The following is a 13,019-nucleotide window of genomic DNA, read 5'->3' on the forward strand; positions in this document are numbered from 1 at the left end:
TGACGCCTAAAGCGTCCGCCTTGCGCTGAACTGGTGATAGGCCCACAGAACGACCACAGCTCCGATCACTGCGACGATCAGGCTGTAGATGTTGAGGCCGGTGACGCCTGACCTATAGGGGGACAACTTTTATGCGTCCTATTCCTATGGGGGGATCGGCCTCGCACAAGATCCACTTTGCAACGGCAATCTTGGTTGCGCAAGACAACCGTTGGTCGCGCAATACTAGATTAACCCGTTTTATGTCATCACTTTAAGGCAACTTAGGTGGTGATGAATCGTGAAATCGGTGTGGGAACTAAGGTTTAGAGATAATCATCGGGCTTCTGTCATTTCCGGCACCACGGTCCTGATGTTGCACGCCTTCATCTACGCATTTTTATCCCAGGCGGATCCCGTATTCGCAACGTTGTTTTCTCGATCATTCGGCCTTACAGCAGATCTCGGAAGATGCTCGGCGTCATTTTCCGCTATTGTGATGTCTCAGATGGTTTATTCCATCGTCTTTACCCTGCTGCTGATGCCTATCGCAGGGAAGTGCGCATTCGCGGCGATTACGGATGATGAAAACCGAAAATCATTCTTATGGATCGCCGGAGGTTCGTTGCTCTTGGCCGGATTCCTCGTTGGCCTTGCAACGACTGATCACGGATGGTGGCTGGCAAGCTTGGGCAGACGATCATTCATTCGCCGCACGCCTTTTCCGGAAGCCTGCCTGAACAGCCCTTACGTTCTTTATCCGCAGCTTTACGTCATCAGCCTCTGGCTTGCCGTGCTGACCTGGATAGCCCTGGCTGTGATCCTTGGTAGCATGAAGAGACTGAAGTTTCGTATTCAATACGATGATCTACCCTTAGATCCGCAATTGCGGGAAGAAATCCTGGAGATACGGGCAAAGTACCCACCCATCGCGACGCCGAAGCGAGTTAACAGATGGCACGCCTATTTCGGCTTCATTCTGATCGTTGGGGGCGGCGTGGTGGGGCTTTGGCACGGCTTCTACAAAGTAGGAACCGCCGTGATGTTGTTGGCATCAGGAATCTAGCTGGAGCGGGTAGCGGGAATCGAACCCGCATATTCAGCTTGGAAGGCTGCTGCTCTACCACTGAGCTATACCCGCGCCTTACCTGAAGTACCGGATTCACTCGAAAAGCGCCATGCACTTTTCAGTCCGATTCTTTCGCGTTTCAGGGCTTCCGGGCCGGCAGTGGTGGAGAGGGTTGGATTCGAACCAACGTAAGCTAAGCTAACGGATTTACAGTCCGTCCCCTTTAACCACTCGGGCACCTCTCCAGTCTGCCGCCGGAGCCATGCAACGAGGCATTCACGCCAATCCGGACCCGAGATATGTCTTCTCCGAAACCAGCGCAGCGCCTTATGGCGGCAAGCCCATTGGGTGTCAACCGCGCAACCAGGGTTTTTCGTTTCTGTTCGCCGGCTGCGGCGACGGGCCATATCCTTGACCGGAGGAGACCGCTATAGAAGCCAGCCATGAGCGATAAAACCAACACCCCGAAAGACACCCATTACGCCAAGCTGCGCCGCGCCTATCGCGACGAGAAAAGCGGCGGCGCGCCGGCATTCAGGCCCAAACAGCCGGTTCCGCCGGGCGAAAATGCCGCGGACGGCCTGGTGCGGCTCTATGGCCTGCATACGGTGCGGGCGGCACTCGACAACCCGCGCCGCAAGATCAGGAAGATGCTGGTGACGCGCAATGCGGCCGAGCGCCTCGAAATCGCCGATCTCGCCGCCCTGCCCTTCAAGACGGAACTGGTCGAACCCAGGGACATCGACAAGGTCACCGGCTCGGACGCCGTGCACCAGGGCGTGGTGATCGAGGCCGAGCCGCTGAAACCGAAGCGGCTTGATGCACTTGGCGATGCCAAGCTGGTGCTGGTGCTCGACCAGATCACCGATCCGCACAATGTCGGCGCCATCATGCGCTCGGCAGTCGCCTTCGGCGCCGGCGCGCTGATCACCACGGCTCGTCACAGCCCGCAGGAATCCGGCGTGCTGGCGAAATCCGCCTCCGGCGCGCTGGAGCATATCGACCAGATCGAGGTGAAGAATCTCGCCGACGCGCTCGGCCAACTGCACGAGGCCGGCTTTCAGACCATCGGCCTCGATTCGGACGGGCCGGCGGAACTCGAAACCAGCTTTGCCGGTGACAAGATAGCGTTGGTGCTGGGTGCGGAGGGCAAGGGCCTGCGCCAGAAGACGCGCGAGACGGTGACGACGCTGGCGCGGCTCGACATGCCCGGCGCGATCCATTCGCTCAACGTATCCAATGCCGCGGCGATCAGCCTTTACGTGGCGCGGACATTCTTGAAGCGCGCCTGAGCCAGAACAGCAGAAACATCTCGAAACGAAGAAACGGGTTTTCGCGACAGACGCCGGAACCCGCTCTTCGACGGGAAAGAGTTGGCGGCTTGGGAACGTTACGCCGCCCCTCGCCTGACCTATGCCGCTTTGCCCTTGGTTTCGGCTGCTCCGCTGCCGACCTCGAAATTCGCCATCCGCTCCAGCGCCCTGACCAGGGCCGAATGATCTTCCCTGGCGCCGCCATTGGCCGCGCAGGAATTGAACAGCTGCTGCGTGGTCGAGGTGTTGGGCAGCGACACGCCGAGCGCTTTCGCACCCTCCAGCGCCAGGTTCAAATCCTTCTGGTGCAGTTCGATGCGGAAGCCCGGCGCGAAGGTGCGCTTGACCATGCGCTCGCCATGCACTTCCAGAATGCGCGAAGCCGCCAGCCCGCCCATCAGCGCCTGCCTGACCTTGGCCGGATCGGCGCCGGCTTTTGAAGCAAAAACAAGCGCTTCGGCGACGGCTTCAATGGTCAGCGCGACGACGATCTGGTTGGCGACCTTGGTGGTCTGGCCAACGCCGTTGGGGCCGACCAAAGTGATGTTCTTGCCCATCTTCTCGAAGATTGGTTTGGCGCGCTCGAACGGCTTTTCCTCGCCACCAACCATAATGGTCAGCGACGCAGCCTTGGCCCCGACCTCGCCGCCCGAGACCGGCGCGTCGAGATAGTCGCAACCCAGCCCGTTGATCTTCTTGGCAAAAACCTTGGTCTCGATCGGCGAGATCGAGCTCATGTCGATGACCAGCTTGCCCTTCGTCAGGCCCGACGCGACGCCATTGTCGCCGAACAGCACGTCGGCCACCTGCGGGGTGTCGGGCACCATCAGGATAATGATGTCGGCAGCCTTGGCCACGGCCGCATGGCCGGAGACCGACTTCAGGCCCTTGGCGACGAGATCGGCAGGCGGCTTGGAGCGATGGTCGCTGGCGATCACCTCGTAGCCGGCGTCCAGCAGATGCCCAGCCATCGGCGCGCCCATGATGCCGAGGCCGATGAAACCGATGGTTTCCATTGTGGTTCTCCAAATGACTGTGTGAAACGCCCCCTCATCCGGCCCTTCGGGCCACCTTCTCCCCGAGGGGAGAAGAGGTCGCCAACGGCGGTGCCTGTCTCTTCTCCCCACCGGGGAGAAGGTGGCCGCGCAGCGGCCGGATGAGGGGGCCTCTAGTGCTTACGCCGCCGCGCTCCCCTTCCCGCTCAATTCCCTGAACCATCCCAACCCAGCTTCCGTGCCGGCCTTCGGCTTGTATTCCGCCCCGATCCAGCCGGAATAGCCGATGCGGTCGATGTGCTCGTAGAGGAAGGGATAGTTGATCTCGCCCGTCCCCGGCTCGTGACGGCCGGGATTGTCCGCAAGCTGGATATGCGCGATGCGGCTGAGATTAGCCTCGATTGTACGGGCGAGATCCCCCTCCATGATCTGCATGTGATAGATGTCGTATTGCAGGAACAGGTTCTTCGACCCGATACGATCGATCAGCGCCAGCGCCTGTTCCGAGTGTGTGAGGAAGAAACCCGGAATGTCGCGCGTGTTGATCGGCTCGATCAGCAGCCTGATGCCAGCCTGTTCCAGCTTCTCCGCCGCGAAGGCGAGATTTTCGGCAAAGACATCCTCCAGCACCTTGCGGTCGGCGCCCGCCGGCGCGATGCCTGCCAGGCAGTTGACCTGCTGGCAGCCAAGCGCTTGCGCATAGGCGACCGCCTTGGCGATGCCCTGGCGGAATTCCGGCACGCGGTCCGGCAATGCGGCAATGCCGCGCTCGCCCTTGCCCCAGTCGCCCGCCGGCAGGTTGAACAGCACCTGGGTCAGGCCGTTCTTCTTCAGCCGGGCAGCGACGATTTCGGGCGCATGGTCATACGGGCCGATATATTCGACGCCCTTGAAGCCGGCGCGGGCGGCCGCATCGAAACGGTCGAGGAAGTCATGTTCGCCAAAGAGCATCGACAGATTGGCTGAAAACCGTGGCATTCGTCTTGTCCTTCTTCTCAATCCAACATCACGATCGCCGTGGGCGCATCTTCCTGATGCTCGGCAAGGTCCTCGAATTCGGTGATCTTGTCGATCTCGGTGCCCATGGAGACGTTCGTGACGCGTTCGAGGATGAATTCGAGCACGACCGGAACCTGGTGTTCTTTCATCAGCCGCTGCGCCTCCTTGAAGGCGGCGGCAAATTCCTCGGGCTTGCGCACCCTGACCGCCTTGCAGCCCATCGCCTCTGCAACCGCAACGTGGTCGACGCCATAGCCAGCTTCCGGATCACCTGATCGGTTGATGTTCTCGAAGGCGAGACTGACCTCGAAATCCATCGAAAAACCGCGCTGCGCCTGGCGGATCAAGCCGAGATAGGCGTTGTTCACGACGACATGGAGATAGGGCAATTTGTGCTGCGCGCCGACCGCCAGTTCCTCGATCATGAACTGGAAATCATAGTCGCCAGACAGCGCGACGATGGTGCGGTCGGGATCGGCGGCGCGAACGCCAAGGGCTGCCGGCAAGGTCCAGCCGAGCGGGCCGGCCTGGCCGCAATTGATCCAGTTGCGCGGCTTGTAGACATGCAGGAACTGCGCGCCGGCGATCTGCGACAGGCCGATCGTGGTGACATAGGTGACGTCGCGGCCAAACGCCTTGTTCATCTCCTCGTAGACGCGCTGCGGCTTCAGCGGCACTTGGTCGAAATGCGTCTTGCGCTTCATCGTCTTCTTGCGGGCCTGGNCGGGCCTGGCATTCCTTGGCCCAGCCGGACCAGTCGCGCAGTCTGCCTGCCGTCTTCCACTCGGTGGCAACGTCAAGCAGCATCTTCAGAGCCGCACCTGCATCCGACACGACGCCGAGGTCCGGCGCGAAGACTCGGCCGATCTGCGTCGGCTCGATATCGACATGGATGAACTTTTTTCCCTTGGTGTAGACATCGACCGAGCCGGTGTGACGGTTGGCCCAGCGGTTGCCGATGCCGAAGACGAAGTCGGCCTCCAGCATCGTCGCATTGCCATAACGGTGCGAGGTCTGCAGGCCGCACATGCCGGCCATCAGCCGGTGGTCGTCCGGGATCGCGCCCCAGCCCATCAGCGTCGGGATGACCGGAACGCCCGAGATTTCGGCGAATTCGATGAGCAGATCAGACGCATCGGCGTTGATGATCCCACCGCCGGCGACGATCAGCGGCCTCTCGGCCGCGTTGAGCATCGTCAGCGCCTTTTCGGCCTGCGCGCGCGTCATGACCGGTTTGAACGGCGTCAACGGCTCATAGGCATCGATGTCGAACTCTATCTCGGCCAGCTGAACATCGACCGGCAGGTCGATCAGCACCGGGCCCGGTCGCGACGAGCGCATCAGGTGGAAGGCCTTCTGCAGCACCATGGGCACCAGATAGGGCTCCATGACGGTGACCGCCCATTTCGCGACCGGTGCGGCGATGGCTGATATGTCGACTGCCTGGAAATCCTCCTTGTTCAGGCGCGCGCGTGGCGCCTGACCGGTAATACACAGGATCGGAATGGAATCAGCCGCGGCCGAATAGAGCCCGGTGATCATGTCGGTGCCGGCCGGGCCCGAGGTGCCAATGCACAGGCCGATATTGCCAGCCTTGGCGCGGGTATAGCCCTCCGCCATGTGCGAGGCGGCCTCGACGTGACGGGCAAGCACATGGCGGATGGTGCCCCTCGCCTTCATCGCCGAATAGAACGGATTGATCGCCGCGCCCGGCACGCCGAAAGCGCAGGAAATACCTTCCTTTTCGAGAACGAGAACCGCGGCATCGACAGCGCGCATCCTGGCCATTTCCAGCCCTCCACAGGGTTTGTCATTGTTGGATTGGCCAAGGATGCCAGCAAGCCAGCTATTTTTCAATTTTTTCAGAATATTTTTTCATTTCTAGAAAACTGCGACTATATCTTGATTTTATTGGATTTTCTGTTTTCCAGAAACGCATCCATCCGACCGAGTGAAAAAGTTTTTCATTGTGTGTTTGGCGAAATCGGCGAGAATGGCGACATGGAAACAACAGAGAAACGCCAGCGCGGCCGCCCGCGCGCTTTCAACGGACCATCGGAGGCTTCGGTGCAGTCGCTCGATCGGGCGTTGCGTATCCTGGCCATCGTCGCGGAGGGCAGCGGCCTGTCGTTGAGCGAGATATCGGCGCAGAGCGGCTTGGCCGCGTCGACCGCCTACCGCATGCTGACGACGCTGCAAAACCACGGCATGGTCGAATTCGATACAAGCGACCAGTTGTGGTCGATCGGCGTCGAGACCTATCGCATGGGCGCGGCCTTCCTGCGCCGTCGCAAGCTGGTCGACCGCGCCCGTATCGTCATGCAGGAGCTGATGGAGAGAACCGGCGAGACCGCCAATCTCGGCGTCGCCGAGGANGCGGTGCTGGCGCATCTCGAGCCGGAGCGCGTCGGAACTATCCTGCGCAAGGCAGGGCTGCAGCGCTTCACCGACAAGACGCTGTCCGACATCTCCGCCCTCGCCCACGATCTGGCACGAATCAAGCTGCGCGGCTGGTCGGTCGACGACGAGGAGCGGCACCCCGGCATGCGCTGCGTGGCGGCCGCCATCTTCAACGAATTCGGCGAGCCGATCGGCGGCGTTTCGGTCTCCGGGCCGACCGTGCGGGTGACGCCGGAGCGGCTGGCCGAAATCGGCCCGCTGGTGCGCGATGCCGCGGCCGAGGTGACCAGGATGATCGGCGGCGTCAGCTCGGCCTGAGATCATACGAACAGCGAAAAGAGAGGCGGTGGGGCGCCCCTCTTTTCAGCTGATTGGAACGCCACCTCCTCTCAGAGCCGGCAGTAGTGACGATAGCCGTCGTGGCCGATATAGGTGTCGGAGTCGACGTCGTAGCTTGCGTAACGATCGTAGCAGCGGCGGACATGCCATGAGCCGCCGTCTTCGTCGACATAAACGGTACGGGGCTGCTGGGAGAGCAGGCTGCCCAGCACGAAACCGCCAACGCCTGCGGCGATGCCGATACCGATGTCGCGGTTGTGATGGTTGTGGGCCGCCGAGGGCTGAACGGTGCCGAGCAGCGTGCTGGCGGCGACGGCGGTGGCGATGACGCCGGAAACGAGTGTGCGCGTGAACATGACGATCTCCTTGCTTCGTTGACCGAGGCGATCCATCCGCCTCTTGATCATCTGTCGCTGCGGCAAGGAAAAAGGTTCGAATCTTTTTTCGATTTTTCTGGAACGGCTTGGTTCGCTTGGGCCGTGGTCGTGCTGGCAGCCAGTTCGGCCCGCAGAGATCGGCGAGGACGTTGACGATGGTGCTCTTTGCTAGGGAGATCGGTAGCTTCGCCGGCGGTGCCTATTCGTGGCTAATCCCTACTCACCCCATGCCCGTGACGTGGCGAAGCCAGAAGGCGAGCGCGATGAAGCCGATGATGGTGGTGACGCCAACCCAGTCGACATTGGCCTTCTTCACATCGTTGATGATCTTCACCAGCAGCATCCAGGCTACGAAGATGATCGGGAGAATGATGACAAATCTGATCATGCCACACCCCTGCTCGAAGCGATTGCAACGTTTCCATATGTAGGAAACAATCCGGCGGTTTTCACGATGCCCTCCCCGACGGCCCACATCACATGCCGGGCAAACGGAGTTTTGTCTTTACTGGCGCAACAAATATGTTAACCGGAGCGCCGTGCCCTTGTAGCTCAGCTGGTAGAGCAGCGGTTTTGTAAACCGAAGGTCGGCGGTTCGATTCCGTCCGGGGGCACCAGCAAAATCAATAATTTAGAAGGCACATTCGTTGATTCTTGGGTGAAGCCCGTGCGTTCGGGAGGCGATAGGGGAACACCCATTGCGTCATTTCCTGCATATCTAGCGCTCGACGGCGTATATTTCTTGCGGCTGTTTTTGGGGTGCTATTTCATTTCAACCAGATCGAGCAGGCGCATGAACCTGCGATCGCGGGTAAGGGCAGAGTCCTTGTCCTCTATTAGATCAAGTATCTGCGATAGCTCGTTGGGAGCGGCTTCCGGGCTGTTTGGAATGATGGCGTCGAGCATCTCCAGAACGGCCTCGGGATGCTTAACCGTCAGAGGCTCTTCGCCCCCTACCTTCTTTGCAAATTGATACAGCCGGTGAAAATCGTTCTCCACAGGCACCAAAAAGCGCCTCACCGATTTCAAGATCTTTGGGAAATCATCTCCAGAGCCATCGAGTAAACTTATCCATGACGAAACCAACGATGAAGTCCGGAATTTTCGCTCACGTGGCCAAACTTCTTCGACAAACGGTATGACGTGGTTTTGCCATCCTCCCTCGTCCCGCTTGCCGATTTGTCTAAGTCGGAAAACTGAATGCTGACGACTACGGTCGTCCATGTTTCGTATGCAATGGCGAGCTTCGCGTTGATCCAGTCCATAGGGCTCGTGACGTTGGAATACACCTAGTTCTACCACCATCTGCGCAGCGATTTCGGCAAGATGCGTATCCCAACTCCATTGATAGATGGTCGGAAATAGTTGAAGGAGCATTGGTTTCAACTGCACCCCAATTTCCGAGGGTGGAAATCGTGCCGCAGACAGAAACGCATTCCACGCTGGCTCCGCTGAAGGATGTTCGAGCTTGAACCAGGGTATTATCCGGCCCATGACCCAAGCCGGGTCGAGATAGTGAAGCCAGCCTATCCGGTAAGCCACCATGGCAACAGCATGATCACTTCCCTCTCTAGGTGCGACAAGCAAGCGTTCGATCCGCGACTTGAACTCGTCCGGCAATCCTTGTCCTTGCAAACGCTTCAGCGAGTTTAAGGCGCGAAACAGCCCTTGAGATGCCTTGCCAATCGGCCCGTTTAAGGCATGGCTGTATGTCCGTCGGGAATTGTGGATGATTTCGTTTCCAACACGCGTCGCTCCCATCCCGCTCGCTGTGGCTAGGCCTCCGTCAGAAACAAGGCCATCAACGATATGATCAAAAATCTTCCAGGCGAGATCGGCATCAAACTCAAACGCCTTAATGAACTTATCTTCAAGCCATCTGCCAAGAGTGTGCCGAAGCTCTCGTATACTCACCTCCGGCAACCGGCCTAGTCGGTTCAAGAACATACGATAGAGCCGAGGCCTGATATCTTCGGGCCAGTCGCCGATCAGAGCGGACCACAAGGTCTCTGGGTAGACACCATTTCGCGCCGTAAAGGACAGTGACGCCAACGCTTTTCTAGGCTTGGTTTTTACGAGACCGGTAAATGGGCGTTTCTCCGTAAAGCTCCCGAAATCGCGTCGAACAGCGGCCTCGGCCTTTTCCACAATTTCGCTGAGCGGCAGGTCGATCACGGCATCGGGCGACTCATCAGTACCAACCAAGCCGGCATGGACCCCGTTTTCGGCTACGATGCTCGATGCAGACCCTTCGCGCCAATCAGGCAATGCCAAGATGATTTCGTCAAGGCGTTCGTTCTGTCGCACGGACAGTTGCCGCCCTTGAAGAGTCAACCACCTGGCGTAGCGGGCAGCAATTTCATCTCTGATCTCTGGGTACTCTTTATCAGACCAGTGAGCCGCCTTGTTCGGTCCTTCAAGCAGGCGGTCGGCCAACGCTAGCCGGCTCACTGAAGAGAATTCCTTCCATCGGTCATGGATCAGAAACAAGAGTTCCCGACGAACTTCGAAGTCCCAGAACTGGTCCTGTTCGAGCCCGAGCACGACGTCCGCAGCCTCGTCTGCACCGAAAAGACCAACATTATTCAACGCGAACAGCTTCAGCTTTCGGAAGTGAGATTTGTCGCTAACTGGCCAGCTTAAGGCGTGAGCTCGGAGCAAGCCCGGACTATGTTCAAGCATTCGAGCAAACAAGCTAAGAAACTGGCGGAAGTTTGCGTCACCGTCTCGGTCCCGGTCTTCGCCATCGATCTCTCGGTTTGGGTAACACGTTGGAGTGGTGAAATAGGTCCGGGCGAGCTCTTCCAACAGTCTCGAAGCTCGAAAGAGGTGGCCTTCTGCAATCCGGAATACTGGATACAGCACCTCGTCCGGCATTTTGATCTGCTCTCCGTGGGTGTCGGCAAACTTGACTGCCCAGTTCGTCAGCTCTGTTGATCCAATTTCATCCCAATTGCCAAACGGAGGCTTCGATAAAGCGATGCCAAAAGGCAAGTCGCGTGAAAGGACAGGTGCGCTTAATGTTTCGAATTGCCGCAATACGCTTGGGCTCCAACCCTCATTGTTGATGCGATCTTTCAGCTCAAACCAGGCGTCATCCCACCCGAAGTTTCGATGATCGGATTGAAATTCCACTATGAGGTTCCAGCTGTTCCTGGCATCGTGATGAAGATTCGTTCGTTGTCGCAACTCTCGGCGAATTTGCTCCGCAAAGCGGGGGTGTAGGCCGTTCTGGCGCACGGCCCACCAAGCCGTAACGGGACTGTCCAAGTGTTTTATGATCCATCGCATAAGATGGAGTAGCCGAGGAGGAATGTCCTCGAACCCTTCTATCTGTCGGCCCGCAAGTCGATGAAAGGTTGGCGGATTGGTATCGCCACGACGCCATTCCAGAAGGTGATCATGCAACTGATGAGCTTGCCGATCTGACTCAGGCGGTCGCGGCGGATCATCATCTAGTCCATACGTTTCGAGTGGGTCAAAGGTCTCTGCACTATCACCGTAGCCGCTGCTTTTCCTCGCTGTTCGACGGAAGGCGTCGAAAACGCAGAGCCACTCTGCTGGCGGAGAGGGGTCTGCACTGGCGAATAGGCGGGCACCTGGCGTGGTTCGGACCAGATGGGCAACTTGACCGCGTTCGTAGGACGCAACCTCTCTCGGTCCTCTTCTTGCCAGATCAACTACCTTGGAACGCCACACTCTGGGGTCATTGGCCCGGTCGGCCCAGGCCCCAAGGCATTTCCAGAGGTCGGAGTGATCGTTGTAAGCAATCGCAGTAACGCCCCGGTCCCGCCATTTCGCTTCGATCTCTTCAGCTAAACCTTTATCGAACGCGTACAGGTTGGAGCGGTCGGACATTCCATCGTGGTTCAGTCCTTGAAGTAGATACTTAACCGGCGGATCCTCGGCTTGGTAACCAACGAGGACGACGGTGTAGCTTTCGAGCAGGGAACGCACAAAGCTCGTCGCCCACCCTTCCGATAGATATGCTCTCCCGAAATCGGCGCTACTCAACACGTAGGGATGGTGCGTAGCGCCTGGTTCTTGAAGGCGCCCATGGAGGTAGGTCACACCTGTGATCGGGACGCCCATACGGATGTCAGGGAAGGCCGGCGGTTCGTAGATTTTTCTAACTTCGACGCCCGCTGCACGTTCGAAGAGCCGGTCAAAATTGGTTGTCACTATCTGAGGATTGCCTTCCTGATCGGATGAAATCCTAGCAATCAGCTTGTGTTCTACACTTTCAATCTCCCCAAGCGCCTCCTGTGCAAGACGTTTGGCCACCAAAGCATTGACGTCCTCCCGCCCATATTCTTGATGGAGGAGATGGAATATTTGATCGAGCGGGGTCTTCGAGCCGTGGTATTCGAGATTCTCCCAAGGCTCGAAAGAACTTGCAATAGTGGAGCCTTTTGGCGGATCAAACGTATCGATTACGTGCTTAGTTAACCCGACAAATGTGGGCATCCCCGCATTAAAAGAAACACCGGCGCCACAAAGGAATACGACTCGTCCTTGATCACGACGTTCAAGGAGCAAATCTGGGATACTAGGTCCATTTTCAATAAAGCGCATTGGGTCCAAACTTCAGGTGAGGTGGCCTACCAATACTGCACTCGCCGGGAGACAGAAAGTCCATTTGGACGACAGCTGACTCGGCGGGACGCTGGACTATCCCGACTCCTCCAGCATGAAAGGAGCTGCCTCTATCCGGCACAGTGCCCGACTCGCTCACCTTGGCGGCAGTAGTTCCGGCCCTAAGAGCTTTCGTCGCGCGCAGCCACGGCCGACTCGGCCCGTCTATTTTTCTCTGACTGGCGCTTTTAGAAGTTCCCAGGCCTCGACCTGGAGCACCGATGCAAGCTTTTCAATGATCTTGAGGCTCGCGTAGTACTTACCTTTTTCGATCTGACTCAGGTAGCTCCGGCTAACTTCCGCTTCATAGGCGAGATCGTCCTGAGACAGCCCTTTCGCATGTCTAAGACGGCGCAAATTTGCAGCAAGAACTTCCCGCAGGTCCATGCGGGAAACGAACCCAGTTGATCAAAATATACACCTCGATATACTGAACAAAATGGGCGATTGAGCCGCTCGAAACCGGGGCTCACCCAAAGGGTCGCTTGTGGTCGAATGAGTGAATTCGCGGAAAAGATGCGGTCCGGCAACTTGATTGGTGCCCTCCAGGCAAGTGGCATCGCTAGGCAGACGCCAGACGAGAAGGCGGCCATTGAGGCAGTGATGTTTGCCCTGTGGGCGCAAGGGCAACGCGAAAGATCGGGGGCGACCACCAGCCTCTTGATCTTTGTCTTTCGGGCAGCATATTTGGTCATCGACCTATTGAGGCTCCCCGTAACGCTCATACAGCACTCGCCAAGAGTAATAGTCGCGACAGCCTTTGTGCTCGCCGTTTCGTATCTTTTTGGTTGGTCTCTCTCGCACCAGGCCCAAATTGGTTTGTTTTTTGTCGCAGCTTTGTACGCCTCCGGCGAGGGCCGCCTTGCGCGAGCATGGCACGGTAGCGAGGCTGCGCTCTTAAGGTCGTCCTTAC

The 13,019-nt window shown here is 58.3% G+C and carries 10 protein-coding genes, 3 tRNA genes and 2 pseudogenes; 5 read left to right on the forward strand and 10 right to left on the reverse strand.

Annotation, left to right across the window (positions count from 1 at the left end; translation table 11 throughout):
• Positions 1–6: 6 nt before the first annotated feature.
• Positions 7–108: pseudogene (locus X744_RS1000000171625) on the reverse strand (GlsB/YeaQ/YmgE family stress response membrane protein); the annotation flags it as partial.
• 172 nt (positions 109–280) lie between these two features.
• Between X744_RS1000000171625 and X744_RS162645 the strand changes: the two are divergent.
• Entirely contained in the window at positions 281–1,045 is a 765-nt protein-coding gene (locus tag X744_RS162645; RefSeq protein ID WP_156938487.1) for a hypothetical protein, read from the forward strand.
• Between the two features lies 1 nt (position 1,046).
• Here X744_RS162645 and X744_RS162640 read toward each other — a convergent pair.
• Together X744_RS162640 and X744_RS162635 are read right to left on the reverse strand one after the other, a co-directional pair.
• Positions 1,047–1,120, reverse strand: a tRNA-Gly gene (locus X744_RS162640).
• Positions 1,121–1,208: 88 nt separating this feature from the next.
• Positions 1,209–1,293 (reverse strand) — tRNA-Tyr (locus tag X744_RS162635).
• Positions 1,294–1,491: 198 nt separating this feature from the next.
• Here X744_RS162635 and rlmB point away from each other — a divergent pair.
• A complete protein-coding gene (rlmB, locus tag X744_RS162630) occupies positions 1,492–2,340 on the forward strand; it encodes a 23S rRNA (guanosine(2251)-2'-O)-methyltransferase RlmB (RefSeq protein ID WP_023757982.1) in 849 nt (282 codons plus the stop codon).
• 119 nt (positions 2,341–2,459) lie between these two features.
• Here rlmB and X744_RS162625 read toward each other — a convergent pair whose 3' ends face one another.
• The 3 genes and pseudogenes from X744_RS162625 to gcl form a co-directional block, all read right to left on the reverse strand.
• Positions 2,460–3,392, reverse strand: a complete 933-nt coding sequence (locus X744_RS162625; RefSeq protein WP_280948940.1) for a 2-hydroxy-3-oxopropionate reductase — start codon at positions 3,390–3,392, stop codon at positions 2,460–2,462.
• Positions 3,393–3,536: 144 nt separating this feature from the next.
• On the reverse strand, positions 3,537–4,334 hold the full coding sequence (gene otnI, locus X744_RS162620; protein WP_023757984.1) for a 2-oxo-tetronate isomerase: 798 nt from the start codon (positions 4,332–4,334) through the stop codon (positions 3,537–3,539).
• A 17-nt stretch (positions 4,335–4,351) separates the two neighbouring features.
• Positions 4,352–6,143: pseudogene (gene gcl, locus X744_RS01000000169360) on the reverse strand (glyoxylate carboligase).
• A gap of 213 nt (positions 6,144–6,356) precedes the next feature.
• Between gcl and X744_RS162615 the strand changes: the two are divergent.
• Complete coding sequence (locus X744_RS162615) at positions 6,357–7,073, forward strand: IclR family transcriptional regulator (protein WP_023757985.1); 717 nt, start codon at positions 6,357–6,359, stop codon at positions 7,071–7,073.
• A gap of 71 nt (positions 7,074–7,144) precedes the next feature.
• Here X744_RS162615 and X744_RS162610 read toward each other — a convergent pair whose 3' ends face one another.
• Both X744_RS162610 and X744_RS1000000171630 read right to left on the reverse strand, forming a co-directional pair.
• Positions 7,145–7,450 carry a BA14K family protein gene (locus X744_RS162610; RefSeq protein WP_023757986.1) on the reverse strand — a complete coding sequence of 102 codons (306 nt, stop codon included), beginning with the start codon at positions 7,448–7,450 and terminating at the stop codon, positions 7,145–7,147.
• A gap of 241 nt (positions 7,451–7,691) precedes the next feature.
• Positions 7,692–7,859, reverse strand: a complete 168-nt coding sequence (locus tag X744_RS1000000171630; protein ID WP_023757987.1) for a hypothetical protein — start codon at positions 7,857–7,859, stop codon at positions 7,692–7,694.
• Positions 7,860–8,012: 153 nt separating this feature from the next.
• On the opposite strand from X744_RS1000000171630, the gene X744_RS162605 reads away from it, so the two are divergent.
• Positions 8,013–8,088: transfer RNA gene (locus X744_RS162605), tRNA-Thr, on the forward strand.
• 145 nt (positions 8,089–8,233) lie between these two features.
• Here the strand turns inward: X744_RS162605 and X744_RS162600 are convergent.
• Positions 8,234–12,046 (reverse strand): SIR2 family protein, encoded by a 3,813-nt coding sequence (locus X744_RS162600; RefSeq protein WP_023757988.1) that lies wholly within the window; start codon positions 12,044–12,046, stop codon positions 8,234–8,236.
• A 225-nt stretch (positions 12,047–12,271) separates the two neighbouring features.
• Positions 12,272–12,493, reverse strand: coding sequence for a helix-turn-helix transcriptional regulator (locus X744_RS162595; protein WP_023757989.1), 222 nt, complete (start codon positions 12,491–12,493; stop codon positions 12,272–12,274).
• 108 nt (positions 12,494–12,601) lie between these two features.
• On the opposite strand from X744_RS162595, the gene X744_RS1000000174795 reads away from it, so the two are divergent.
• Positions 12,602–13,019 (forward strand): hypothetical protein (locus X744_RS1000000174795; protein WP_031259731.1); only part of this gene is annotated, 418 nt, incomplete at its 3' end.

This window comes from Mesorhizobium sp. LNHC252B00, assembly GCF_000502955.1.
In the GTDB taxonomy this organism is placed as follows: Bacteria; Pseudomonadota; Alphaproteobacteria; order Rhizobiales; family Rhizobiaceae; genus Mesorhizobium.